This window comes from Serratia sp. Res13-Sevr-LER1-36-b (assembly GCF_015673035.1).
GTDB lineage: Bacteria > Pseudomonadota > Gammaproteobacteria > Enterobacterales > Enterobacteriaceae > Chania > Chania fonticola_C.
Map to the genome: position 1 here is coordinate 107,128 of NZ_JADACK010000038.1, position 26,112 is coordinate 133,239.

At 51.9% G+C, this 26,112-nt stretch carries 24 protein-coding genes, 1 tRNA gene and 1 pseudogene; 13 read left to right on the forward strand and 13 right to left on the reverse strand.

Annotation, left to right across the window (positions count from 1 at the left end):
* Positions 1–133: 133 nt before the first annotated feature.
* Complete coding sequence (locus IMQ33_RS22650) at positions 134–373, reverse strand: DUF1127 domain-containing protein (RefSeq protein ID WP_186528525.1); 240 nt, start codon at positions 371–373, stop codon at positions 134–136.
* A 165-nt stretch (positions 374–538) separates the two neighbouring features.
* On the opposite strand from IMQ33_RS22650, the gene IMQ33_RS22655 reads away from it, so the two are divergent.
* From IMQ33_RS22655 to IMQ33_RS22675, 5 genes are all read left to right on the forward strand, one after another.
* Positions 539–1,981 (forward strand): PLP-dependent aminotransferase family protein, encoded by a 1,443-nt coding sequence (locus IMQ33_RS22655; RefSeq protein ID WP_196062760.1) that lies wholly within the window; start codon positions 539–541, stop codon positions 1,979–1,981.
* 337 nt (positions 1,982–2,318) lie between these two features.
* A complete protein-coding gene (locus tag IMQ33_RS22660) occupies positions 2,319–3,509 on the forward strand; it encodes an MFS transporter (RefSeq protein WP_196062761.1) in 1,191 nt (396 codons plus the stop codon).
* A gap of 49 nt (positions 3,510–3,558) precedes the next feature.
* Positions 3,559–4,500 carry an AraC family transcriptional regulator gene (locus IMQ33_RS22665; protein WP_196062762.1) on the forward strand — a complete coding sequence of 314 codons (942 nt, stop codon included), beginning with the start codon at positions 3,559–3,561 and terminating at the stop codon, positions 4,498–4,500.
* A gap of 390 nt (positions 4,501–4,890) precedes the next feature.
* Positions 4,891–5,823 carry a GGDEF domain-containing protein gene (locus IMQ33_RS22670; protein ID WP_173409676.1) on the forward strand — a complete coding sequence of 311 codons (933 nt, stop codon included), beginning with the start codon at positions 4,891–4,893 and terminating at the stop codon, positions 5,821–5,823.
* A 332-nt stretch (positions 5,824–6,155) separates the two neighbouring features.
* Entirely contained in the window at positions 6,156–6,914 is a 759-nt protein-coding gene (locus tag IMQ33_RS22675) for an IclR family transcriptional regulator (RefSeq protein ID WP_196062763.1), read from the forward strand.
* A 4-nt stretch (positions 6,915–6,918) separates the two neighbouring features.
* Here IMQ33_RS22675 and IMQ33_RS22680 read toward each other — a convergent pair whose 3' ends face one another.
* The 5 genes from IMQ33_RS22680 to pfkB form a co-directional block, all read right to left on the reverse strand.
* Complete coding sequence (locus IMQ33_RS22680; RefSeq protein WP_074027876.1) at positions 6,919–8,538, reverse strand: glycoside hydrolase family 43 protein; 1,620 nt, start codon at positions 8,536–8,538, stop codon at positions 6,919–6,921.
* Positions 8,539–8,550: 12 nt separating this feature from the next.
* On the reverse strand, positions 8,551–9,933 hold the full coding sequence (locus IMQ33_RS22685; protein WP_196062766.1) for a glycoside-pentoside-hexuronide (GPH):cation symporter: 1,383 nt from the start codon (positions 9,931–9,933) through the stop codon (positions 8,551–8,553).
* 346 nt (positions 9,934–10,279) lie between these two features.
* Positions 10,280–12,247 carry a YjhG/YagF family D-xylonate dehydratase gene (locus IMQ33_RS22690; RefSeq protein ID WP_196062898.1) on the reverse strand — a complete coding sequence of 656 codons (1,968 nt, stop codon included), beginning with the start codon at positions 12,245–12,247 and terminating at the stop codon, positions 10,280–10,282.
* Between the two features lie 14 nt (positions 12,248–12,261).
* Positions 12,262–13,170: a dihydrodipicolinate synthase family protein gene (locus tag IMQ33_RS22695; RefSeq protein ID WP_196062899.1), complete on the reverse strand. Its 909-nt coding sequence runs from the start codon at positions 13,168–13,170 to the stop codon at positions 12,262–12,264.
* A gap of 318 nt (positions 13,171–13,488) precedes the next feature.
* Entirely contained in the window at positions 13,489–14,430 is a 942-nt protein-coding gene (gene pfkB / locus IMQ33_RS22700; protein ID WP_161738663.1) for a 6-phosphofructokinase II, read from the reverse strand.
* Positions 14,431–14,538: 108 nt separating this feature from the next.
* Here pfkB and IMQ33_RS22705 point away from each other — a divergent pair, with 108 nt between their 5' ends.
* The 4 genes and pseudogenes from IMQ33_RS22705 to IMQ33_RS22720 form a co-directional block, all read left to right on the forward strand.
* On the forward strand, positions 14,539–14,778 hold the full coding sequence (locus IMQ33_RS22705) for an Arc family DNA-binding protein (RefSeq protein ID WP_196062946.1): 240 nt from the start codon (positions 14,539–14,541) through the stop codon (positions 14,776–14,778).
* Positions 14,779–14,795: 17 nt separating this feature from the next.
* Positions 14,796–15,182, forward strand: coding sequence for a hypothetical protein (locus IMQ33_RS22710; protein WP_196062900.1), 387 nt, complete (start codon positions 14,796–14,798; stop codon positions 15,180–15,182).
* An 850-nt stretch (positions 15,183–16,032) separates the two neighbouring features.
* Positions 16,033–16,170 carry a helix-turn-helix domain-containing protein gene (locus tag IMQ33_RS22715; protein WP_196062901.1) on the forward strand — a complete coding sequence of 46 codons (138 nt, stop codon included), beginning with the start codon at positions 16,033–16,035 and terminating at the stop codon, positions 16,168–16,170.
* Positions 16,161–16,396, forward strand: a pseudogene (locus tag IMQ33_RS22720) (tyrosine-type recombinase/integrase); the annotation flags it as partial. The gene IMQ33_RS22715 and the pseudogene IMQ33_RS22720, both read left to right, overlap by 10 nt.
* Before the next feature lie 27 nt (positions 16,397–16,423).
* On the opposite strand, the gene IMQ33_RS22725 reads toward IMQ33_RS22720, so the two are convergent.
* The 3 genes from IMQ33_RS22725 to IMQ33_RS22735 all read right to left on the reverse strand — a co-directional run bounded on the left by IMQ33_RS22725 (position 16,424) and on the right by IMQ33_RS22735 (position 17,157).
* Positions 16,424–16,500, reverse strand: a tRNA-Arg gene (locus tag IMQ33_RS22725).
* A gap of 142 nt (positions 16,501–16,642) precedes the next feature.
* Complete coding sequence (locus IMQ33_RS22730; protein ID WP_186579520.1) at positions 16,643–16,948, reverse strand: hypothetical protein; 306 nt, start codon at positions 16,946–16,948, stop codon at positions 16,643–16,645.
* Complete coding sequence (locus IMQ33_RS22735) at positions 16,945–17,157, reverse strand: hypothetical protein (protein ID WP_196062902.1); 213 nt, start codon at positions 17,155–17,157, stop codon at positions 16,945–16,947. The genes IMQ33_RS22730 and IMQ33_RS22735 overlap by 4 nt, the downstream gene beginning before the upstream one ends.
* 229 nt (positions 17,158–17,386) lie before the next feature.
* Here IMQ33_RS22735 and folD point away from each other — a divergent pair, with 229 nt between their 5' ends.
* Positions 17,387–18,253 (forward strand): bifunctional methylenetetrahydrofolate dehydrogenase/methenyltetrahydrofolate cyclohydrolase FolD, encoded by an 867-nt coding sequence (gene folD / locus IMQ33_RS22740; protein WP_196062903.1) that lies wholly within the window; start codon positions 17,387–17,389, stop codon positions 18,251–18,253.
* A gap of 11 nt (positions 18,254–18,264) precedes the next feature.
* Positions 18,265–18,477 (forward strand): ribosome-associated protein YbcJ, encoded by a 213-nt coding sequence (ybcJ, locus tag IMQ33_RS22745; protein WP_021180059.1) that lies wholly within the window; start codon positions 18,265–18,267, stop codon positions 18,475–18,477.
* A gap of 69 nt (positions 18,478–18,546) precedes the next feature.
* Here the strand turns inward: ybcJ and IMQ33_RS22750 are convergent, their stop codons facing one another.
* From IMQ33_RS22750 to IMQ33_RS22760, 3 genes are read right to left on the reverse strand one after another with little or no spacing between them, the layout of a single operon-like run.
* Positions 18,547–19,260: an MgtC/SapB family protein gene (locus IMQ33_RS22750; RefSeq protein ID WP_024528450.1), complete on the reverse strand. Its 714-nt coding sequence runs from the start codon at positions 19,258–19,260 to the stop codon at positions 18,547–18,549.
* 8 nt (positions 19,261–19,268) lie between these two features.
* Entirely contained in the window at positions 19,269–20,504 is a 1,236-nt protein-coding gene (locus IMQ33_RS22755) for an MFS transporter (protein ID WP_024528449.1), read from the reverse strand.
* A 10-nt stretch (positions 20,505–20,514) separates the two neighbouring features.
* Positions 20,515–21,336: an MBL fold metallo-hydrolase gene (locus tag IMQ33_RS22760; protein WP_196062904.1), complete on the reverse strand. Its 822-nt coding sequence runs from the start codon at positions 21,334–21,336 to the stop codon at positions 20,515–20,517.
* Positions 21,337–21,703: 367 nt separating this feature from the next.
* Here IMQ33_RS22760 and IMQ33_RS22765 point away from each other — a divergent pair, with 367 nt between their 5' ends.
* A complete protein-coding gene (locus IMQ33_RS22765; protein ID WP_196062905.1) occupies positions 21,704–23,881 on the forward strand; it encodes an extracellular solute-binding protein in 2,178 nt (725 codons plus the stop codon).
* Positions 23,882–23,941: 60 nt separating this feature from the next.
* On the opposite strand, the gene cysS is transcribed toward IMQ33_RS22765, so the two are convergent.
* The gene (gene cysS / locus IMQ33_RS22770; RefSeq protein ID WP_065686316.1) at positions 23,942–25,327 is read right to left on the reverse strand and encodes a cysteine--tRNA ligase; all 1,386 of its coding nucleotides are present in this window, start codon (positions 25,325–25,327) and stop codon (positions 23,942–23,944) included.
* A 286-nt stretch (positions 25,328–25,613) separates the two neighbouring features.
* Between cysS and ppiB the strand changes: the two genes are divergently transcribed.
* The gene (gene ppiB, locus IMQ33_RS22775) at positions 25,614–26,108 is read left to right on the forward strand and encodes a peptidylprolyl isomerase B (RefSeq protein WP_024486088.1); all 495 of its coding nucleotides are present in this window, start codon (positions 25,614–25,616) and stop codon (positions 26,106–26,108) included.
* Positions 26,109–26,112 lie beyond the last annotated feature (4 nt).

Below are 26,112 nucleotides of genomic sequence, written 5' to 3' on the forward strand. Positions count from 1 at the left end.
CCTATGACTTTGACTTTTGGTGGCGGTAGTCTTTGCCACCTCTTTTTTTGTGAGCCCGTTATGGGGCGCAGCATGCCGCTGAGATGAGGTTTCTATAGCCTCCCTCCTCATGTTCTACTCTCCTTAACCCAGCTCAGCGCCAGAACGGACGGCTGTAGTCTCGCTTGATATCATCCCGGCGTAGACCGATATCCTTTAGCTGATCGCCATTCAGTCTTGCCAGCGTATTGGCTGCTTTGCGCCTCTCATTCCAACGCTTTGCCCATCTGTATGCTTTTAGCCATAAACGGACAACAATATTACGGCGTTTATTTCCTGTTTCCTCAGCTGACAAGCAGCCGCCATCAATTTGATTTTCAATAACATTACTCATAATCAGCTCCCCGTCAGTCGATGAGCCTTTAGCATGATGCTTCGGTGAAAAACATTACAGATGCAAAAGTTGGCTATTATTTCCATACAGATATGTGCTAAACAGTCTGAATGGTAAAAATCAGCGCCATCTGTACTGGTCCCTTCTCTTTATCAGGTGATATCCATGACTCGCTACCAACAATTGGCCAATATCCTTAGCCAACGCATCAAAGAAGGGCTGTATGTGCCCGGAGAGCGTCTGCCTTCCGTTCGGGTGCTGAGTGACGAACACGGGGTCAGTATCAGCACCGTACAGCAGGCCTATCGGCAACTTGAAGAATGCCTGCTGATCGAGGCGCGGCCGAAATCGGGATACTTCGTGCGTTGTAGCTCAAATCTGCCTGCTCTCCCCGCGCTATGCAGCCATGCACAAAGGCCGGTCGAGATATCTCAGTGGGAAAATACGCTGGAGTTTTTAAAGGCTAGCGCTCAGGACAATGTGCTACATCTGGGCGTCGGCACGCCGGACCTGTCTGGCCCAGGCCTGAAAATACTCAACCGTTTGCTCGCCCGTATCAGCCTGCATCAAAGCGAGGAAGTGCTGGATTACGACAGTATTTACGGCACTCTGGCGTTGCGTGAGCAGATTGCCCGCCTGATGCTGGACAGCGGCAACCATCAATCGGCAGACAATATCATCATTACCTCTGGCTGCCATGGCGCACTGGCGATTGCCTTAGGGGCAGTTTGCCAGCCTGGCGACATTGTGGCAGTGGATTCCCCCAGCTTTCATGGTGCAATGCAGACGCTGAAAGGCATGGGGATGAAGGTGATTGAAATCCCCACCGATCCGGTGGTGGGTATCAGCCTGGAGGCGTTGGAAATGGCGCTGGATCAGTGGCCGATCAAAGCCATCCAGTTGACACCGACCTGCAATAACCCGTTGGGTTACAACATGCCGAATGAGCGCAAGAAAGCGCTGTTGACGTTGGCTCAACGCTATGACGTGGCGATTATTGAAGACGATGTGTATGGTGCTCTCGCTTATCAATACCCACGCCCGCCGACCATTGCCTCCTTTGATGAGGATGGCCGCGTATTGCTGTGTAGTTCCTTCTCTAAAACCGTTGCGCCCGGCCTGCGGGTTGGCTGGATTGCACCAGGCCGTTACTTAGAAAAAGCGTTACATATGAAGTACATTTCCGCCGGGCGGGTGCCCATCTTACCGCAGTTGGCTATGGCTGAATTCATCAAACAAGGGCATTACCTGCAACATTTACGCCGCATGCGCCGCCAATATCAACGTAATCGCGACATTATGACGGGTTGGATTATGAAGTATTTCCCGCCGAATACCTGCCTGAGCAGGCCGCAAGGGAGCTTTATGTTATGGGTGGAGCTGCCTTATGGGTTCGATAGCCTGCGCCTGAACCGCTGTTTGCTGCCGCAGGGCATACAGATTGCCGTCGGATTTATCAGTTCTGCGGCAGGAAAATACCGCAATTGCCTCCGGCTCAGCTACAGCAAGCCCATGACCCGCGAGATTGAACAGGCGATCCAAAAGGTGGGCAAGACGATTTATGAATTGCTGGAGGTGGAGCAGCCAGCAATGGCGACAGAAAAGTAAAGCCAGCCATAGGGTAGAGGTCACATAACCCTCACTTACTCACAACAACGGGCACTGCATGCGGCGCCCGTTTGGATAATCCGTAGTATCGATTAGGCCCACTTTAAGCAAGATGAGAGAGTTATTGAGCAATAATGAATAACTAATAAACGAAAAAAAGACTACTATTGAATCATACAAAAATTAAGCCTCTCTCACGACTAAGATGATTAGCTTAAAATAGTGGATCGCGTTGTGTTTACGTTTGCGGCTAATTATGAAATGAGGGAAGATTCATACTAATAAAACACCATCCCAGAACACGAGAAAAATACGAATCCTAAACCGGAAGTGAATTATGCCATCAAATAAAGAGTCGGGAAGAAATATTATGATATTAATGGTCGCAGTGGCGATCATTGGTTGTAATTCATTCTTAATCAGCCCGATTCTGAACGATATTGCATCAAGCCTCTCCGCGTCTACGGCGCAGGTATCCCGGGCAATTTCCGCCTATGGTGGTGCTACGGCACTTTCCTCATTATTTTTAGCACCCTATGCGGGAAAAATAGGTATTACGCGTTCAATACGTTATGCAGGCATGTTGATGATCGTAGGGATTGCCCTGAGCGGTATCTCGCTATCCTGGTGGATGCTCACTATTGCTCAATCAATAGCAGGCGTAGCTGCTGGTTTGATGCTGCCCGCTATTTATACGTTAACATCGGATGTGGCACCAGAAGGGGAAAATTCTGAGGCGCTGGGCAAAGTCATCACCGGGTGGTCGCTTGCCATGGTAATAGGTATTCCCTTATCCGCAGTGATCGCCGATATAACAAACTGGCGAGTGGCTTATGGATTAATGACGGTCTTGGGGCTGGTGTTCTTACTATTCAGCAAAAGGCTACCAGTGATTGATACACCAGCGGAGAAACTTGGTTTTCCGTTTGAAGAATATCGTAAAAATCCTGATATTTTGATTATGTTCGTTGTAACGTTGCTCTACATGACGTCATTTTATGGGCTCTACTCGTTCGTTGGCTCATTTGCCCGTGACAGCTTTTATAATAGTGCCGCTCTAGCTGGGCTTATCACCATGGCCTACGGCATTGGTTTTGGTGTGGCTAGCCTTAAGGCTCGGTGGATCGATAAATTCAGCCCTCAATCCTCAGCCTGCATTATTTTTATTACTATATCGCTGATATATGCCATTTTGTCAGTGAGTGGATCAAGCATTTATCTGTTATTGGTGGCTTGCTTACTTTGGGGAGCGGCAAATCATTTTGGTTTGAATGTAATCGTAAGTTTGTTGTTCCAATTAAGCTCCTCTTACAAAACGGCCACGCTAGGCATGTACAGCGCGCTTTCTTATAGTGGAACGATGATCGGTGGGCTAGTGTACGGCTATGTATTCAATCGCCAAGGGTTCACCTCAATTGCCTACATTTCGTTGATTCTCTGTATCATAGCCGCTTTTTTAGCTTGGTTTATTTTCAACCATAAGCCAAAAGCTTATCAAGACACGCTAAAAACCAAGAACAAATTATAGCCAACTGTTACACTTATGCTAAGGATCCTTAGCGATAGGGAAATATAAGATGAGCAATTTTCGTGGAGTAGAAAAAGATATTGCGGTTAACCAACTCTTTAAGTTACCGCCCGAGGATGTGATATCAGACTCTGGTCACTGTGATGGGCTAAATATTTCAGCCATGCTTCACAAGCAGCCCTCCTCTGTGGATGAATGCCTCAGGCCTGCAACGGCACAACATCAATTGGTGCTGTACTGTGGGGAGACTGAACACGGTGAAGTCAGTTTTAATCAGGAACCATGGCGTAAATATACTAAAAGAAACAATGAATGGTATATCGCTCCAGCGGGGAGAAATGGATCTGCATGGCGTTGGGGAAAAAAGTCATTTTCTTCGAAAGAGTCGCTGATTTATCGAATTTTGTTGCCAGTGAGTTCGTTGGAAGAAGAGGCTCAGGGTATAGACGGTAGAAACACGACGGTAACATTGATACCAAGAATGGGTGTGGTGGATGATTTGATGCTGAAATTAGCACTTCAGCTACAAGAAGAAATGGCGAGCCCCAGCATACTAGGAAGCTTATATACTGATGCGATTGCATCACTTCTCTCTCTACATGTTCTGAAAAACTATTCGGAACTCATAGTAAGCAAGGTGAGGTCGGGCGGAGTTTTTTCCTCTGCGAGGAAAGCGACGTTACGAGATTTCATCATGGCCAATTTGCATATGCCTATCTATCTTGATCAGATGGCGGCGTTGGTTTCACTCAGCAAGTTTCATTTTTCGCGCGTATTCAAAAACACCTTTGGTATGCCACCGTATAAGTATATTTTCAGTGCCAGAATGAATCTTTTTGAGCAACTGCTTGTCAACACGGATGAACCGTTATATTTACTAGCGGAAAAAGCAGGGTTCGGGCATTCGAATAACGTTATCAGAGCATTTCGACGTTTTAATGGGATAACGCCATCGGAATATCGCCGACGTATAAAGAGTATTCTGGATTGATGAATCGATTATCCAAGCATGATACAACGAACCAAAAATGCCTTCACGGGGGAGTCCGCAACGATATTCTGAGATGGCTATATCCACCGTTCGATGCTCCTGCATCTGGCGAAAACTTCAACATCGCCCCCCTATGCGTAAGTGAACGGCATTACAACCTACACCGTGTTTTGGCATTACTTGAAGGACTGGGATTCAGATTCTCAGTCCCTGAGCTCTTTTTGACAGGAACGACTCAGTTCTGGCTCCAGTTTGTAATAAGGTCAAAAAACGGACACGGCCCCCTTCTCAACGACTACACTTGTAAAATTGGTTTGATCGCGTGTGATCTCTTGATGCTACGTTGCTTACCAACAACGTTCTCCCTACGATCCCACTAACGGACTTTGTATGAAGATTGAAATTCTTAAGCAGGCGGTTATGGATTCACGAGACGGCATCACTATCTCTGACAATGCCATAGACGACAATCCTTTGATTTTTGTCAATCCGGCTTTTGAGAGAATGACCGGCTACTCCTTCGAAGAAATCACCAACATCAACTGCCGATACCTACAAAATAACGATCGGGAACAGCCAGAACTGGAGATTGTGCGCAACGCCGTTAAAAAAGGCGAGTACTGCCTTGTAACCTTGCGAAACTACCGCAAGGATGGAACCATGTTTTGGAACGAGTTAAGCATATCGCCAATTCATGATGAGAGTGGGACTGTAACCAATTTTATCGGGATCCAAAAAGACGTAACACCAAGAATGATAATCCAGCAACAGCTTCGTGATGAGCATCGGTCCCTCGAGGAAATGAAAATACACTTCGAGCAACTCTCCATAAAGGATGGACTCACCGGGATTTATAATCGTCGCTTTTTTGATACACAGTTCGACATTCAATGCAAAATTGCCATCCGTAATGGCGACTCATTGACGCTCGCCATGATCGATGTCGATCACTTCAAATCATTCAATGATATTTATGGACATCAGGCAGGCGATGAAGCGCTAATACGTGTCGCGGATTGCTTGAGTAAGTCCTTCAAACGGGGTTCTGATTTTGTAGCCAGATATGGCGGCGAAGAATTTGTCATTCTTTCCAATGGCATGACGAAAGGCCAGGCAACGCTGTATGTGCAGACGCTATGCCAACTGGTGCGAGATTTGAGAATACCGCACTCCGCTTCCAGCACAGGATACTTGACTATAAGCATCGGTTTTTCAGTTCATACATTTGGCCAACTGCCCTCGCCTAACGTACTACTGACACATGCCGATAAAGCTCTCTACGTAGCTAAAGCCCGGGGCAAAGATCAGTTTTTCAGTCTTTAGGTTCTGTACGAAAATCTGAGGGGCATGAACTGGAGATCTCCTGGCATATTGCAAACGCAACCGGGGTTTTACGTTCACTTTCAGCCAAGGTAGAAGGCTCCCCTGCCGTATCGGGGGCTTTGCTGGGGGGCCTGAGAGACAGACCGGGAACAGTGATATGGTCATGGGATACTGACCCTATTACTGGGGATCACTCAGCCTACAGGTAGAGAGAACAAACATTAAAAACGGCAATTTGCGTTTCCATTTTGCGTTCTACCTCCACTCGATTGATTTTTCAGCGAAAAAAAGGTACTTTCTTACCTGAATTTCAGCGTGGACGGTCCTTTATTATGCCTATTATTCAGTCTGTTGAACGTGCCTTACAGATCCTCGACCTGTTTAACGAACAGGCGACGGAGTTGAAGATCACTGACATCAGTAAACAGATGGGCCTGAGCAAAAGTACGCTCCACTCGCTGCTCAAAACGCTACAGCTGCACGGCTACATCGATCAGAACCTCGAAAACAGCAAATATCGCCTCGGCATGAAGCTCGTGGAACGCGGCCATTTTGTGGTGAGTTCCATGGATATTCGCCAGAAGGCGAAGGGCTGGCTGACTGATCTGTCGCAGCGCACCGGGCAGACCACCCATCTGGGCATTCTTGACGGGCGCGAAGGCGTCTACATAGAGAAGATCGAAGGTAAGCTGGCGGCGATTGCCTATTCCCGTATTGGCCGTCGTCTGCCCATCCATGCCACCGCCATCGGCAAAGTGTTGATCGCCTGGCTCAACGACGCCGATCTCAATGCGCTGCTCGAAGGCTATCAGTACACCTCATTCACTCCTGCGACGATAACGTCACATGAGGCGCTGCTGGCCGCACTGGCGCAAACACGTGCGCAGGGTTACGCCCTGGACAGCGAAGAGAACGAACAGGGCGTGCGATGCGTATCGGTCCCTGTTTGGAATCATGAATCCCGCGTGATTGCGGCACTAAGTCTGTCGACCTTAACCTCGCGGGTGGACGATGACGAATTCGCCCGCTTCCGGGGGATGCTGGAAGAGGCCGGGCTGCAGCTTTCAAGAACGCTGGGCTACCCGGCCTGAGGGCTTATGCCGTAGCAGGCGTATAGCTAAAGTAATCAAAGTCTGCATAGCAGCCGTCACCGCTGATGTCTTCGCAGTGCAGCCCGACAAACGCCCCCGTAAAGAATCCGCGACCGCCGATATAATCATCCGACAGTTTCCACGCCTCATAGGTGACGTGCACAGTCTGCCACTGCTCGCCATCAAACGAATAGCTGTAGCGATACACTAAATTCTCGACGTCAACGCGCAACCACACACTCTGCGCGTCTTCCGGCACGGGGATCGGCTGCTCATGAAGCGGCCACGACGGAACGTTGTGATCGAGCTGAATCACCTTCAGCGTTCTTCCCCGCCCTTCCTCGAAATCGACAAAGCAATAGCTCCAGTTTTTGCTGTTGTAGTAGCAGGTTAAACCCGCGCTCTGCTGGAAGTGTCGTGGGGCGAACTCCATGCGTGTCTCGGCGCGAAAGGCACTGTGCTGCCAGCGCCGCGCGACGGTGGACTGGGTAAAGGTCGAGTTGAGGGAATCATTGCCGTACAGGCGCAAAAAGCCCGAACGAGCACTCAGCGATCCCAGGGAGTCGTCGAACGGAATGCGCAGCGTTTGCAACTCCGGGTTGAGCGTTGATGCCTCAAAATCATCGCGCCAATTTGCCGTTAGTACGGTTTGACTCTCTGACATCTGTGGCCCAGGCACGTTAACCTGCGCATGTTTGCCGCCTTCAACGTACGGCCAGCCGTCGCGCCAGGTGATGCGCGCGATCCCCGTTTCACGCCCCAGCGGGCAGTATCCGCGTCCGCCAGAGGCCAGCAGCGGCACTCCCGGCAAACGCTGTGGTCTACTGGTGAGATACGCCATATACCACTCGCCGGTGTGCGTTTCCAGCAGCGAGCCATGTCCGCTCTTTTGCAGCGGATTTTCTGGCAGATGCCAGCTGGTCATCATCGTCACGTCCGGGTGCAGTTCGTACGGGCCGTCGAGATTTTTTGATCGTAGCACTACGACCGCATGCTCATAGCTGGTGCCGCCCTCCGCCACTACCAGGTAATACCAGCCCTCTTTACGATAAAGATGCGCGCCTTCCGTGTAACACAGTGGCGTACCGGTAAACAGGGTTTTGCGCTCGGGTGATAACCGCTGCGTCTGCGGGAAATACTCCTGCATCACAATGGTGTTGTGCGGATTGCTGTGGTGGCGCGGCCCCCACGGACGGTAAATGTAGTATTTGCGGCCATCGTCATCATGGAACATTGACGGGTCAAACCCGCCGTTGCCCATCGGGATCGGCTCGCTCCATGGCCCTTCGATGGAGGGTGCGGTGACCAGGAAATTCTTGCCATTCTTCCACGGTGAATCGACGATTTTCACGTCCGTATAGAGCAGCCAGAACTGCTCGTCGGCGTAGCTCAAACAGGGTGCCCAAATGCCGCCGGAATCAGGATTGCCTTTCATATCCAGCATCGACACGCGATCCAGCGGCGTGCTGACAAGCGACCAATTTTTCAAATCGCGGGAGTGATAAATCCGCACGCCGGGAAACCACTCAAAGGTGGACGTGGCGATGTAGTAATCCTCGCCCTGACGGCACAGAGACGGGTCCGGGTTAAATCCGCTCAGGATCGGGTTAGTGATGGTGTACATATTGCCTCCTTCTTAATGGGATGCCGCCGTCGCCGCAGCGGGAAGAACCTCACCCTGCGCCGCACGGTGTTTAAGCAGTTGCTTGCTGATGGCCTGGACGCGGTCATCGCTGAGTTTGTAGAGCGAGAGCATGATGAACATGCCGACGTAGAGCACCACCGGCACCACGCAGAACAGGGTCTTGATAGTGGTCAGCACTGCAATGGGCTGTACGCTGCTGCTGGCGGAGTAGTTCACATACGCGAGGATCCAGCCGACTACCGCGCCGCCAATTGCCAGGCCGATTTTCAGGCTGAACAGGTAGGTGGAGAACACCAGCCCGTCCAGACGGCGGCCGCTGCGGCTCTCTTCGTAATCCACGACGTCGGACGCCATCAGCCATTGCAGCGGCGTGGTGGTATTAAAGACAAACAGGAACAGGATGTTGAGTGCGAAAATCAGCGCGATGTATTCGACCGGCGTGATGAAAATCAGCAGGCTGATTAGGGAGTACACGACGATAATCCATTTAAAGGCTTTCACGCGGTCGAAGCGGCCTAACAACCGGGATGAACAGAGCGAGCCAAACATGGTAGCGATACTGCCGTAGAGTAAGAACTGCGTCGCCATCTCCGGGTGATCCATCACGTATTTCACAAAATAGAGCGTTGCCCCACCGCGCACCACGTTAGAACAGGTCGCCATCATTTTGAATGCGCACATGATCCGCCACTGGCTATTGCCCCACAGCAGTTTCAGATCTTTCGACACCGACGAGCCCGGCTGCACCTCAAAGGTATAGCGCTCTTTGGTGGTAAAGAAGCAAACGTACAGCAGCACCACACCGCTTAACCCCAACACGAACATCGCGCCAAAGTAGCCCAGTTGCTCATTCCCTTTGCCGATGATCCCCACCAGCGGCAGCGCAATCCCGCTGATCGCCAGCGATCCGGCGGCAGCAAGGAAAAAGCGCCACGACTGAAGCTCATGACGCTCTTTCGGATCGGCAGTGATGACGCCAGGCATGGCGCAGTATGGGACATTGACGAAGGTGTATACCAGCGTCAGTAAAATGTAGGTCACACAGGCGTAGATGATTTTACCGTTGGCGGAAAAGTCCGGCGTATAGAACGTCAGCATGCAGACCACACCAAACGGGATCGCCCCCCACAACAGGAATGGGCGGAACTGGCCGTGGCGCGTACGGGTGCGGTCCACCAGCAATCCCATCAGCGGATCGGTCACGGCATCGAGTATGCGCGACACTAAAAACAGTGTCCCCATAATGCCAGCAGATAAGCCAAACACATCGGTATAAAAATAGGCCAGCAGAAACATGGTGGCCTGCCAGACAAAGCCGCAGGCGGTATCACCCAGCCCGTAGCCAATTTTATCTTTCATGGTTAATTGCATTATTACCCCCAAGTGGAAATGTGCAAACGTCAGGGACCTGTTCCAGGCAAGATCAATACCTGGTACATCGTCAGGAATACACCCTCTTTTCGTGTGCTGACATGACTATTTCGTGTTAATAGAGTGTAAGTAAACGATCGATTAACCAGCAATGATCATATCTGATTTATGAATTATGATATTTTGCTTTTGTGATAATCGTCGTTATATTATTGAAAACTGAAAATAGTTTTATGCTTTTAATTTTAATGAGTTATAAAAACAAACCATTTTTAAATATCGCTATATTACAGGCACGATAAAACTGCCCACGAAACATTATCGCAGGCAGAATTTTTTATTTTACCATTCACATTCCGAGTGCTTTTTTACCGGCGTTAATAACCTCGATAATTTTATCGGTATCATAAATACAGCCTTTCCAGGTACCGCCGCTAATCGACTGCAAAGCGGCCCACAGTCGCGTATCGTCCGGTAAGAAATCATGCGCATGTAATTCCGGATGCGATGTTCTTCGTGCCAGTTCTGCCGCCCCTTCTTCCGACGTCAGCGGATGTTGTGCTGTGCCGATGAAATTCACCCGGCCAGTTAAAGAAAGCCTGTCCACCTCGATCTCAATAATGTCGTTATCGCGCAGCTTACCAATCGGCCCGCCAGCCAGCGCTTCGGGGGCCACGTGACCAAAACACGCGCCTGTCGACACGCCAGAAAAACGCGCGTCGGTTATCAGCGAAACTGTTTTTCCCCAGGAGACATGCTTTAACGCCGAGGTCAGTTGGTAAGTCTCTTCCATCCCGGTGCCAGAGGGGCCTCCGCCGATGACGACCATGATATCACCGCGATCGATCTCGCCGTTTTTGATGGCCGTGATCGCCCGCGCTTCGGAAACAAACACTCGCGCCCGGCCCGTATGACGATAAACGCCGTCTGCGCCCACCACCGACGGATCGATGGCCGTCGCCTTGATCACCGATCCTTCCGGCGCGATATTCCCCACCGGGAAAGCGACCGTTGAGGTCAGCCCGCGGGCTTTGGCGCGTTCCGGTGGGAGGATGACATCATCAGGATCGACACTGTCCTGCTCGCGCAAACACTGACGGAAACGTTCGCGGCGCTCGGACGCCTGCCACCAGTCGAGGTTTTCCCCTACCGTCTGGCCCGTCACCGTCATGGCATCCAGATGCAACAGGCCGAGATCGCGCAGGTGGAGCATCACTTCCGGCACGCCACCCGCGAGGAACGCGCGCACCGTTGGGTGATAGTCAGGCCCATTCGGTAGCACGCTCACCAAGCGCGGAACCTTGCGGTTGATACGCGTCCAGTGGTCGACATCCGGGATCGTGCATCCCGCTGCATGGGCGATAGCAGGAATGTGCAGCAGCAAATTGGTCGAGCCACCAAACGCGGCGTGGATCACCATCGCGTTTTCAATCGCTTTATCGGTGAGGATATCGCGCGTGGTGATCCCGCGATCGTCCAACTGAGCCACCGCGCGAGCCGACTGGCGGGAAATCTCTAGCCACACATCCTGCCCAGACGGGGCTAGTGCCGAGTGCGGCAACGCCAGCCCGAGCGCTTCGGCTACCACCTGAGAGGTTCCAGCGGTGCCTAAAAACTGACAGCCGCCTCCCGGCGACGCGCAGGCGCGACAGCCCAGTTCAGCAGCTTCCTGTAACGAGAGTTCATGGTTGGCGTAGCGCGCGCCGATGGTCTGCACCTTTCCGGCATCTTCGCCAAACGTTGGCGGCAGCGTCGCACCGCCCGGCACCAGAATGGTCGGCAGATGGTGCATGGAGGCCAGCGCAATCATGGTCGCGGGCAGACCTTTGTCGCAGGTAGCAACACCAATCACCGCGCGGCGCGTGGGCAGCGAACGAATAAGACGACGGAAGACGATAGCGGCGTCGTTACGATACGGTAGAGAATCGAACATCCCGTGCGTGCCCTGCGAGCGCCCGTCACAAGGATCGCTGACAAACGCCGCAAACGGAATTCCGCCGTTACGGGTGATCTCTTTTGCCGCCGCCTGCATTTGCAGGCCGATTTCCCAGTGCCCAGTATGATATCCGAGCGCTACCGGGCGACCATCGCCCGCGCGGATCCCGCCCTGAGTGCCAATAATAAGCACCTCTTTGCCGGTGAGTTTATTGGCGTCCCAGCCCATTCCGGCGTTCTGCGTCATACCAAACAGATTGCCACTCGGGGACTCCATCAGCATTTGCGGCGTCAGCGGCAGCGCGCCCTGCGGGCCGGCCGCATGGGTCGTGACCGAATAAAAGGCATCGTCCTGCGGGGTGAAAATAGTCTCTATCGCCATCTTATTCTTCCGATTCAGCAGAGTTTCAACTGTTGCAGCAGGGCTTTCAGTTGCGTCTTGCGCGACTCATCCAGCGGGCTCGCAGGCGGCAGTACATAGGTCGAAACCGGTCGTCCGCACAGCGAAATCGCCTCTTTAATCACGTTCACAAATGGCGTATCGAGCTGATACATCTGCGGAATTTGCAGCATTGTCTGGTGATATTTGGCGGCCTGAGCCAGGTCGCCGTCGCGGAATGCCTGCAGCAGTTTGACGGAGACCTGCGGCGCGAAGTTACCGCTCGCCGAGATCGCCCCGTCACCGCCCAGCAGCAGCGTGTTGAACAGGTGATCGTCGTAACCGCACAGCACCGTAAAGTGGGGATGCGCCGCTTTCACGGTCAGGATCATGCTGCGCAGATGGGCCACGGAGTCGATGGTATCTTTGATACCCACGATGTTGCCGCGCGAATCGGCCAGCGTTTTGACCAGCGCGGGCGTTAAGTCCTGACCGGTTAGCGCCGGGAAGTTATAGAGGATCACTGGGAGCGTTACGCTGTCCGCCACCTGCTGGTAATAGCGGATCAGGTTCTCTTCAGATACCTTCCAGTAATAAGGGTTAATCACCACAATGCCATCCGCACCCACGCGCTGCGCGTGCTGACTCAGTTCAATGGTTTCCCGTGCGTTAGTGCCGCCGGTACCAATCAGAACCGGCACCCGGCGATCCACATGATCAATGGCAAATTCGGCGATCGCTTTACGCTCTTCGGCGCTGAGCTGGGAGAACTCGCCTCCGCTGCCTAAAAAGAACAGTCCGTCGACACCGGCGTTAATCATGTCGTCAATGAGCGCGGCGGTACCCTGTTTATCTAACTGGCCATCGGCGTTAAAAATGGTGGAGACAGGCGGAATAATCCCCGAGAACTGCGCGGTATGCTGCATGAGATCTCCTTGCTGACCTATGTTGTTCTACATTATAGAACAGCGTTCATTAATTTAGCTCTCATACTATGCCGCGATGCGCGGAGAGGTAAACCGGGAAAAATCAGCAAGGGGCAATTTTTTAGTCTGGATCACGAAATGATGAAACGAGCTACAAAAGTTGTAGCCCGGAAGCGAGCGCCACCGGGCGAGGGAAATTAACCGACCCGCATTTTCACAACCACTTTACGCACCTTCGCGGGAGTCCCCACAGCGCACAGCGGCTTACGGATGATTAATCCTATTGCAAAATAACCCGCGTCGCCTGGTTTGCCAGGCTCAGCCACGCGAACTTTTGCAGATATAGTCATACAGGCGCTGGGTGTCCGCCAGTGAACAGAGCCGCGTTCCAAGATTAAGCGTAGCTGCACTGCCCGCTGCGACGCCGAACCGAACCATATCCACCAGGTCTGCCCCGTTCGCCAATTTCAGCACCATCGCGCCTACCATGCTGTCACCGGCCCCGACGGTGCTAAGTTTCTTCACCGGTGGCGGGACTATCTGTATACAGGTGTCACTATCAACGGCGAGAGCTCCTTGAGGGCCGAGTGATACAACAACCCGCTCAGCTCCCCCCTGTTGTACCAACTCCTTAGCGGCAGCTCGCACATCATCAGGGTGCTCCAATGACCGCCCGATAAGTGCAGACAGCTCATTCTGATTCGGTTTTACCAAAGCCAGCCCCCCTACATCCAGGCAGGCCTGTAAAGCATCCCCAGAACTGTCGACGATACAGTGCAATCCTATAGCTTGCGCCTGCTTAATCAGGTCGGTTAATTTTGCCAGCGTGGTGCCCGGTGGCAAGCTGCCACTAATCACCAGAATCGAACCATGAGGGATCTTCTGCACCTGCAACAAAATCTGGTCAAACTCGGCATCATTAACCCTTGCCCCTGGCATAACAAAGCGAAACTGTTCACCGCTATTATCCACATGGACATGCAGGTTCTGCCGTGTCCAGTCCTGAGCTTTCAGGGTTTCTGTAACAATGCCTTCCCGATCAAGCAACTCTTTTAAATGCTCGCCCGTTGGCCCGCCAATTGGAAAGATCGCACTGGCTTGCCCACCAAGATAAACAACGGCACGGGCAACATTGATGCCACCCCCACCAGGTTCAAAAATGGGGGTGGTGCAGCGTAGTTTCCCTTCAGGGTAGATCCTGGGAGTTGTCGTCGCGCTATCGAGAGATGGAGAAAGTGTTAAAGTAAAAATCTGAGTCATGATGGTCAAATCCTCTTATTATGATTTTACTTTGTTGATTTGGTTGAGGAAGAAAAGGGAAAACGGTGGTCATGCACCGAGACTGGGAGCATTTACCCGAGCCAGAATATATCCGTACACCACAAGTATATACCTAAAGAACTGAAGGATAAGGTTAAGCAACGTGCAGCACTCAATGGCCGCTCGCTCAATGCGGAGCTGGTGCAGATTGTTCAGGATGACATGTCCAGGCCTTCACCTGTTATTGGCTACCGTAGCGACATGGAAAAGTTAGCCTCTCAGCAGGCCGAAACCGTCAAGAAGATGGTTTTCGAAACGCTCGTGCAGATGTATGCTGATAAAAAATAATCAGTTAGGACTCTGGGATGAAAAAGATCATCATTGCCATGTTGGCCTTAGCCTCACTACCCGCGAGCGCCGAGTGCTGGGTTGTGTCGAACTTAAAAGGCTCAACATTCATGAAGGATGATGCCTACAAACGAACGGATGACGGTTTTAGCGGCTCGTTCATGATAACAATTGATGAGAAAAACTCATCCGTTGTGACAAACGGCACGGACGCTGGAGGGATAAAATATATTCCTATATCCCAAAATACGCTTATTGGATTGTCTCAGTCTGATTCTGGTGAGGCGGTTGAGACGTGGTCTATCAACAATGATGGAAAGGTAATGATGACAAAAGTCCTAACCGGATGGGGAAGGTTTGACTCCTCCAAAGCATTCGTTGGTGATGTAACAGGCAAATGCTAAAAGCTACGGTCGGGGGCTATGTATATAAAATTTTAGCGTTATCTTTGTTACTGGCACCATGCGTTTCTAATGCTCAGTGCTGGGTGGTCTCCAACCTGAAAGGCCAGTCTCAATTCAGTCCTGAGTACAAACTTCAACAAGATGAGGCCGCGGGGACATACCATATTTCTATAAATGGGAATACAGCAAGCCTTACTTCAGTTGGTGATGTATATGAATCAGGACTTACGTACTCACCTGTGTCATCAACTTCTATGGTTGGAGAATCTCACGGTAAAAGTAACTCCTTCATCGAGACATGGGTGATTACACCTGATGGGAAAGTGCTCTACACTAAAACTCGGGCTAGTTCTTCAAATTGGAGCCAATTGTCATCTTTCATCGGCGATGTTATTGGGAAGTGTTAGCCGTCCTCAACTAATTATTAGTGCTTTTTATGGGTAAATTAATTTTGTGCCTTATAGTAATTGTTGTAACTGGCTGCGCCCAATCCACTCAGGTAAACCGTGGCGATGGGACAAAACAATTTCTTATAGAATGTGGAGCAGGGACTTCATGGAACGTTTGCTACGAAGAGGCTAATAATGTTTGTCCTTCTGGGTATGTTGACGTTTCTAAATCCTCTGGGTTCAATCGCAAAGAGATGACGGTAGAGTGCAAATAGCCATCCATGGCTGATTACTATTTTTCTTCTGATATACTGCCGAGCCAATTCAGCAGCACGACCCCATCACCACCGCAATTCTCGAGTCTCACGCAAAAAAATCATTGCCCTACCACCTGGGAAATTCAGCGCAAAACTTTGGCAGAGCTATTTCGTGCATCTCATAGATAAAGAAACGAGGTAATCATGAAAGACATCAGGCTGGACGATGAGGTTTTTAACCTCACCGAGGCCGCCGCATTTTTAAAAAAGTCTCCCCGGACAGTCAGGTCACTTATCAAGGCGAAGCGGCTCATAGCAGGCAAGAGTGGTGCGCAGGGATAACAGACTTCCGATTTCATGACCTGCGGCATACTTGAGCGAACTGGCTGGTTCAGGCAGGTGTCCCGCTTTCTGCTTTGCAAGAAATGGGGGATGGGAAAGCATAGAAATGGTTCAGCGCTACGCACACCTATCCCCTTCTCATTTAACCGAACATGCGAGAAAAATTGACGAAGTCTTGGCGGGCAATGTCACTAATCTGGCACTTTTGGAAAATGTAGCAATCTAAATTTAGAGGTAAGTCTATGATTCAAAATGGTACGCCCTACAGGGCTCGAACCTGTGACCTACGGCTTAGAAGGCCGTTGCTCTATCCAACTGAGCTAAGGGCGCATTGAAATGCGGATGCGGCAACCGAGGTTGCGGAGTTGGATTATACGGTCAGAGGTTATTGAGTCAATGCCTTTTGACTCTGTGGTGGCGGCAGAGGTGCTTTATGGCGATTTTTCGCACACAAAAGCTATGGTAAGTCACCCTAACGCGATGATCTGGCTACGCTAATCCCCTGCCACAATACCGTCTCATCAACCCCCTGTGGTTCAACCGCGGGTGCCAATAGGCGTGGGTTTGGCCTCTGCCCTGCTTTTTGCGACATACAGGCACGAGCCGATCGCACCACGGCGTTGATATCCCCCCAATCGGCCTGCGGGGCATTTAGCACATTACAGGTCTGCGCCAGCATTGCCCTCGGCAATTCACTGGCTGCCAAGGTATTCATCGATGCCCGACAAAGTGGCGTAGCAAACAGCAATGCCAGCAACAAAGGAGCATTACGCATCATTGGTGGCCCCTTTTGTACCACTGCGCCATGCGCTGGCTCCAAGAAGAACGGCCCTCCTTCGGCTTACAAAGCCGATGCAGCGCCTGCAACAACGCCACCTGCGCCGGATGCAGGGAGGAATCAAACACCGTTTCACCAATATGCCGCTGTTCATCTGCTGGATGTCCACCAGGTTGATGCAATGGATAGAGCCGAGTAATCGCCTTCATGATCCTGCCTCCATAGACCCCAAACGCCAGGGGCAATGGGTAAAGCCTAAAAGACTGGAGATAAAAAAAGCGTAGAGGATCATTCCGTTGGTGTAAAAAATGTATAAACCGCTACGCAATCGTGTGCTTATTCTCTGCATTAACCCGATCGAAAGCCTGACAGCGCGCCTCTCTTCTGCCAAAATAGCGCCATCCCCCCGCTTTTCTTAAATGATGGATTTCCTCACTGATGGCAGCAAAGATTATTGATGGCAAAACGATTGCGCAGCAGGTTAGAAACGAAGTAGCTGAGCAAGTGAAACAACGTCTGGCGGCCGGCAAGCGTGCGCCGGGCCTGGCGGTGGTACTGGTTGGTGAGAATCCGGCTTCGCAGATTTATGTCGCCAGCAAGCGCAAGGCCTGTGAGGAAGTGGGCTTTATTTCCCGCTCTTACGATCTGCCCGCCTCCACCACCGAGCCTGAACTGCTGGCGCTGATCGACAAATTAAACGCCGATAAAGAAATTGACGGCATTCTGGTGCAGCTCCCCTTGCCAGCAGGCATTGATAACGTGAAGGTGCTGGAGCGCATCAGCCCGGATAAAGACGTAGACGGTTTCCATCCTTACAACGTCGGCCGCCTGTGTCAGCGCGCACCTAAACTGCGCCCTTGTACCCCGCGCGGCATTGTCACCCTGTTGGAACGCTACAGCATCGATACCTATGGCCTGAACGCCGTGGTGGTGGGTGCCTCCAACATCGTTGGTCGCCCGATGAGTATGGAGCTGTTGCTGGCCGGGTGTACCACCACCGTCACGCACCGCTTTACCAAAAACCTGCGTCACCACGTCGAAAATGCCGATCTGTTGATCGTTGCCGTGGGCAAACCTGGGTTTATCCCAGGAGATTGGATCAAACCGGGTGCGATCGTGATCGATGTCGGCATCAACCGCTTGGAAAGTGGTAAAGTAGTCGGCGACGTAGACTTCGAAGCCGCAAGCGAACGTGCGGCCTTCATTACTCCGGTTCCAGGTGGCGTCGGCCCGATGACCGTTGCTACACTGATCCAAAATACCTTGCAAGCCTGCGAGGAATTTCACGACGTTCAACCTAACTAAGTTAAGGCAGTATGGAAATTTTTAATCTGGAAGGTCACCCTCATGTCGAACTGTGCGATCTGCTGAAGTTCCAGGGCTGGTGTGACAGCGGCGGTGCCGCGAAAGAAGTGATCGCCGAAGGGCAGGTCAAAGTAAACGGTCAGGTCGAAACGCGTAAGCGCTGCAAGATCGTTGATGGCCAGAAGGTCAGCTACAAAGGCATGAACGTCACGGTTAAAGCCTGATTGTTCAAGCGCCAGGAAAAAATGCCGGGTCGGCTAAGCTACCCGGCATTTTTGATCCACTCAAACCCGCTAATGCTCCAATGCGACGAAGCACACGTGTTGCATAGCGCGCAGTGAGCCATACAGTTCGTCCAGGGTCGTCCTTTTCCTTACCGTCAGCTTAAAGTTAACTTCAATCTTGTGTTTTTTGACGTCACGTATGGTCATTGCATCAATCAGGTTTCTCTGCTGATTAAGCTGGGCCATCAAGCTGGCTAGCCCTGCCTGCTCATCAAGTATCAGCCGTACTTTGACCTTCCCCAGATATTGATTCCTCGATTGCAGCAGGAAAATATAGGGGCTGATCTTTATCGCCAGTAAAAACAGTGCGGTAGCCAAGAGTGCGTGCAAATAAAAACTGGCTCCACAGGCAATCCCCACTCCCGCCGATGCCCACACGATCGCGGCGGTCGTCAGACCGGAAATGGCGTCATCACGCCGGTGCAAAATCACCCCAGCGCCCAGGAAGCCCACCCCACTGATAATTTGTGCGGCCAACCGCATGGGATCGCTGCGAATATTGACGGAGATCTCGGCGTAATACTCTGCAGACTGAATCGACACCACCGTTAATACGCAGCTGGCGACGGCAATGATCACGCAGGTTTTAAACCCAACGGGCTTGCCCTTGGATTCACGTTCCAGACCAATCACGCCCCCCAGAACAAACGCCGCGACTATCTTGCCTACCGTCGCCAGATGGAGCGGCCCCAACCCGCCCAGAACCGATAACCAGCTGTCCATGTTGCTTCCTATTGCTTCGCGGGTTTCATTGCCGCCGGTGTTTTCTGTTTAGAAAGATCGTCCTTGAAGAAAATAAAGAAGAAGACCGAGACAACGCCGGCGATAATCGCCGAGAACAGCCAGAAGCTTTCCCACTGCGGTAACGCCTGTGGCCCCTGCTCCGTCACCGTGCTGTTGAAGATCTGGCCGCAAATGGTGGACGCGAACAGCAAGCCAAAACCATTGGAGACGATAAAGCGCAGACTCTGGGCCTGGGCTTTGATTTCGGGCCGTGCTTTACGGTCAACATAGATATCCCCCACCGTAAAGAAGAAGTCCCAGCAGAAGCCTTGCAGCATCAGGCCAATCAGGACAAACGTCATGTTGGCGTCAAGCGCAGCCTGGGAGAACAGCACCGAGCGGATGATCCAGCACACCGCGCCCATCATCAACGTCACCTTGAAGCCCGCTTTCAGTAGGAAGAACGAAAGCAGGAACATAAACACCACTTCGCAGGCGATCCCTACCTGCATCATGGAGGCGGCGTTATCAAACCCGAGCGCTTTGAGGAATACCGGAATATAGGCGGAATAGGCCGTTTTGGGGATCATCAACACAAAGATGCTCAGCATCAGAATGGAGAAGTTACGATCTTTAAATAGCGACAGCGCATCCAGGCACAGCAGATCGCGCAGGGTGAAGGTGCTGCCCTTGGCCTTCGGCGGTGTATCCGGCAAAGTAAAGCAGTACAGCCCCAATGCCACCCCAGCAGCCGAAGCAATGTACCAGGTCATGGTATCGCCGGAATATCCCATCTGCCCGATGATGAAACCTATCGCCATAAAACCGAAGGTGCCAAACACGCGGATCACCGGGAAGTACTTCACGCCGTTGATATGGCTAAAGCTGATGCTGTTGGCCAGCGCGGTAGTCGGATAGAACAGCAACCCGACCAGGAAGATCATCACCAGCGTCATGGTGGTGTCCTGCGCCTCGATAAACTGCGGCACACAAAGGATCACCCCGGCGTTGATCAGGTGCAGGATCGCCATGACTTTCTGCGAAGCAAAGAAGCGGTCTGCAACCATGCCGATAAACAGCGGCGAGAGTATGGTTGCCAATCCCAGCAGCGCATAAGATGAACCGATAATGGCGGCCATGCCGTAGGTGCTCAGCACCAGGCCCATCGTCATATTCCAGGCACCCTGCATGAAATACTGCACAAACATCATGATCAGCAGGCGAGGAGTCTTGTTAAAGTCCATGATATCTCCCCTATGCCACGTTAACGGTCAGGCCGTCATACGCAACGGTGATGTTTTTATCACGGCAAGCCGCCACCAGTTCCTCATGCAGCAACTTGCCGCTGTGAGAAATATGCGACACCACGATCTGGCTGCCGGCATGCAGGCACTCCATCGCACGCAGCTTCTCTTGGGCGGCAAACACGGTTTCCAGGCTCATATGGTTATCGGTGCGATCGTCGCCGTTGAAACCGTAAGTGCATTCCAGCACCACCAAATCCAACGCTTTGCCCTGTAGCCACTGCCAGGTGAGTTCCGGGAACCAGCCCGAATCATGGCCATAGAAAATCGTCTTGCCGTCTTTTTCGATCACATACACGTAGCAAAGCTCCCACCTGGCGTGGTTGGCCAGCAGCGGTGTGATCTTGTAGCCATGGCTTTCTACGGTGACAAAAGGCACCAGGCAGTGGAAACCAAAGCGCTGTTTGCTGTAGCCCGGCAATACCGCAGCACAGCCGTTGATCGCTCGATCGTTACCAAAAATCTCCAATGGATGGTCGATATTGAAACCGTAACCCTCCATGCGGCTAAATAGCTCACCGACGTTGAAATGGTCTGGATGGGTGTGAGTAAACAGCAGGTCGGTGATACCACTTGCGTCCAGCCCATCACGCAACAGCTGTTGGCTGAACTCCGGGGCGACGTCGATCAACATCACATCATCAATAATCGCCGAAGAGTGGGTACGCAGATCTTTCCCCTTGAGAAAACGGGCCTGTTGGCAGTGTTCACAGCGGCAAAACGGATTGGGGATCCCTTCAGAGGCAGCCGATCCCAGGAAATGTATTTTCATTTTTTATCCTTTTTATTCAGTACATTACTGACCTATTGCTCCTATCTCCTTCGTTAAAGTGGTCGACGAAAGTGATTTTGGAACGTGTCAATCATAATCCTGAGACCAAAAAACGGTTAACACTGCAATACATATTGGTGATCGGCTTCAAATATTTAATTTAATATTTATAAAAATCAACTAACTAAAAATAACCATTGGTAATTATTACGTTTTTCATCAATTTTGTGACACTGGATTAATTAAGGACAAACAACAACCAATTAATGATGGAACGATCCAAATTTTACGCTTGAAGAGAAATCGAGATAGCGAAGCGCCCAAGCCGGTGTTAGCATCAAAACAGGCGGCTCAAAGCGGTGGGAAAATGGCAACTATCAAGGATATAGCGAAGCTGGCGGGGGTATCACACGGCACCGCTTCCAACGTGCTCAACGGGCGCGGCAATGTCAGCGTTGAAAAGATCGAGGCGGTCAAACAGGCTGCCCAGCAAATGGGTTATCAGATCAATGCCCAGGCGCAGTCGCTACGCGCCAGCAAAAGCAGTGGCGTTGCGCTGATCCTGCCCGATATCAACAGCGAACAGTATCACCAGCTCTACCGTGGGCTTCAGCAATCATTACGATCTTCTTTCCCGGGCGATCTGGATTTGTACGTCACTAACGATCTGCCCTCTGCCGAAAGGGATATCTTGCAGACGCTGGCCGCAAAATCCTACCAAACCATCGTTACGGTCTCCTGCCTTGCCGACAGCGAAAGCTATTATCAGACGCTCCGGCTGCCAGCGGAGCAGATCCTGTTTGTCTATCGCCATCCAGCGCAGGCCAAGGTCACATTCAACCTGAACTTTTGCCAGGCGGGCCAGGCCATTGCCAGCGAGATCGCCCGCGAACAACCCACGCACGTTGGCGTGCTTTGTGAGCCCCTCGCTTATACCAACGGCCAGTGTTTTGTCGAGGCATTGAAAGATACGCTGGCACAGTTAAGCCCATCGACCCAGTTAACGGTCGTTCCGTCACCGGCCAGTGAATGTCACACCGCCGCTTTTGCTTTTTTTGCTGGCCAGCCACCACAAGTCCTGATTGCTCAAGACAGCGAAAAAGCCCGTTGCCTGACGCAGGCGGCCTATCTGGGTAGCGCGGTCCCCTGCCCACCGATCTGGCAACTCAGCGATAACGAACCCGCCGTGGTAGCCAATCAGTACCACTATCAGATGGATTACGCCCGGCTGGGCCTGGAAATTGCCCGATATATCTGCGGATTGGCAACACTAGCCGATGAGCTGATACTGGATAGCCGTGGCTTTGCACTGGACGTTCAACCCATGCCCGCCGTTTCTGAGCAGGGTGAAACGCTGAACATGCTGATCCTGCCTAGCCCCTCGTCCGATGCGCTGAAGAAGCTGTTGCCGCATTTCTATCGTCAGACCGGTATCAAGGTGAATCTCGCGGTTTATCCTTATGATGAAGTGTTTGAGATCCTCTCGAATCTGCATCTGCATCCTTATTACGATTTGCTGCGTATCGATATGGCCTGCCTCCCCTGGTTTGCGGCAAAGGCCCTCACGCCGTTGGCAGAGATCGCGCCAGAACTACCAGAACTGCTGGAAAACTTCTCGGCAGAGGTTGGCCATCATTTCAGCCAGATTGACGGCAAAGCCTATGCGTTGCCGTTTGATGCCAGCACCCAGTTGCTGTTCTATCGCCGAGATCTGTTCGAAGACCCCACGGTCAAACGCATGTTCTATGAGAAATCGGGCAAAGAGCTGAAGATCCCGACCAGTTTCGCCGAGTTTGATGACATTACGGCCTTTTTCACGGCGACTCATCAATTCGGCAACCCGCAACGTCCGATAGGTTCATCAACGACTCTCGGTAGTTCCGGGTTAATTGCTACCGAATATCTACTGCGCTATTACGCGTTAGGTGGGCGGCTAGTGCACCAAGACAAACCGGTCCAACTAGAGGCAACCTTGGCCATCGAAGCGTTGCGGCAATATCAGCAACAGCTTACCGTCACCACCAATCTCAACAGTGAATGGTGGAATGCTGCGGTGGCCCAGTTTGAGCAAGGCCAGTTGGCGATGCTGATCATGTATATGAATCTGTTCAACGACGTCGCCCACAGCCCTCTATCACCGGCGATTGGTTACGCGCCAGTTCCGGGCAACATGCCGCAGATGGGCGGTGGTTCGTTAGGCATGTCTCGTTTCAGTGATAAGAAGGCGCAGGTAGAGCAGTTCTTCCGTTGGCTGTATTCGGCTGAAATTACCGAGCATCTGGTGCTCTTGGGCGGTAACAGCGCCCACCGCAGCATCTATCAGAACCAGCGCATTCTGCATCTCTATCCGTGGTTTAACCTGCTGCGAGATAATCCTAGTATTGGCATCCGTGAATCTCGGGGTTTACAGGGCGAGTTGTTTAACCTGCGCCATGCGGAGATCATTATCGGCCAGGGCGTGACCAACGTCGTGAACAAGATAATGGATCCGCAGCAAGCTATTGATTACATCAACCAGCGCCTGCTCAGCGAAGCCCATGCTTAAGGCATAAAAAAACCGGGAAGCCACAGCAACCCGGTTTTATTAACTTAATAAGTTCTTAGTTTACTTACGACGCCAGCTAGTCCCTTGCGGGCCATCTTCCAGCACGATATTCATCTCGTTCAACCGATCGCGAGCGGCATCTGCCAGCGCCCAGTCTTTGGCGGCACGTGCGTCGTTACGCTGTTTGATCAACGCTTCAATCTCTGCCACTTCCGAGTCGTCCGCTTGCGCGCCACCTTGCAGGAACTGTTCTGGCTCCTGTTGCAGCAGGCCCAATACCTTGGCCAGTTTACGCAGCTCTGCCGCCAACCCATTCGCCGCCGCCATGTCTTCGCTCTTCAGACGGTTTACTTCACGCGCTAAATCGAACAACGCGGAATAAGCTTCTGGGGTGTTGAAGTCGTCGTCCATAGCTTCACGGAAGCGCGCTTCAAACGCTTCACCGCCAGCAGGTTGCGCATTGGCATCGGTGCCACGCAGTGCGGTGTACAAACGTTCCAGCGAGGCGCGCGCCTGCTTGAGGTTATCTTCGCTGTAGTTCAGTTGGCTACGGTAGTGGCCAGACATCAGGAAGTAACGCACGGTTTCGGCGTCGTAGTAGCCCAGCACGTCGCGGATGGTAAAGAAGTTGTTCAATGACTTGGACATCTTCTCTCTGTCGATCATTACCATCCCGGAGTGCATCCAGTAGTTGACGTACGGACCATCATGCGCACAGCTGGATTGGGCAATCTCGTTCTCGTGGTGCGGGAACATCAGATCTGAACCACCGCCGTGGATGTCAAAATGGGTGCCTAGCTGTTTGCAGTTCATGGCTGAGCATTCGATATGCCAGCCCGGGCGGCCTGGGCCCCACGGCGATTCCCAGCTTGGTTCGCCCGGCTTGGACATCTTCCACAGCACGAAATCCATCGGGTTGCGTTTCACGTCGTCGATTTCCACACGTGCACCGGCTTGCAGCTGCTCCAGATCCTGGCGGGACAGCAGGCCGTATTGCGGATCGCTATCGATGGAGAACATCACGTCGCCGTTGCTGGCCACATAGGCATGATCGCGCGCCAACAGGCGTTGGGTGATCTCGATGATTTCTTCGATATGGTGGGTGGCACGCGGTTCCTGATCCGGGCGTTCGATCAGCAGCGAATCAAAATCGGCGTGCATCTCTGCCAGCATACGCGTGGTCAGTTGATCGCAGGTTTCGCCGTTTTCTGCCGCGCGGCGGATGATTTTATCATCCACGTCGGTCACGTTACGCACGTAGTTCAGCGAATAGCCGAGGTAACGCAGGTAGCGCGCTACCACGTCGAAAGCAACAAAGGTACGCCCGTGGCCGATATGACACAGGTCATAAATGGTTACCCCGCACACGTACATACCGACTTTACCGGCATGAATGGGCTTAAATTCCTCTTTTTGACGACTCAGGGTATTAAATATCTTTAGCATCAGGGCTGTCCGTGGTGTGCGTGATAACAAACATATCCGCATATTGAAACCCGAAGGCTGCTCTATTGCAAGGTCAAGCCCAAGGATTGCTGAATTGATCGGCAGAAAATTGCGTGAGATCGGAATTAACCCAATCCAGACTAAGATAACAACACGTGTATTTCTGCCGCGGAACTGCCACCCTAGCCACTGCTGACTGATTAATTGAGATATGTTATAAAGTCGGTCTGATTGCTCACACGCCTTCCTATGTGACAGCTCATTTCATCTTGCTAGGACTAAAACTATGGTTACTTTCCACACCAATCACGGCGATATCGTTATCAAGACCTTTGCTGACAAGGCACCGGTTACCGTTGAAAACTTCCTGAACTACTGCCGTGAAGGCTTCTACAACAACACCATCTTCCACCGTGTCATCAACGGCTTTATGGTTCAGGGCGGTGGTTTTGAACCTGGTATGCATCAGAAAGACACCAAAGCAACCATCAAGAACGAAGCTAACAACGGCCTGAAAAACACCCGTGGCACCCTGGCAATGGCTCGTACCAACGATCCACACTCTGCCACCGCCCAGTTCTTCATCAACGTGGTGGATAACGACTTCCTGAACTTCCGTGCTGAAAACTCCCAGGGTTGGGGTTACTGCGTATTTGCCGAAGTGGCAGAAGGCATGGACGTGGTCGAGAAGATCAAAGCGGTAAAAACTGGCCGCAGCGGCATGCATCAGGATGTACCGGTTGAAGATGTCGTGATCACCAGCGTTACCGTCAGCGAGTAATCGC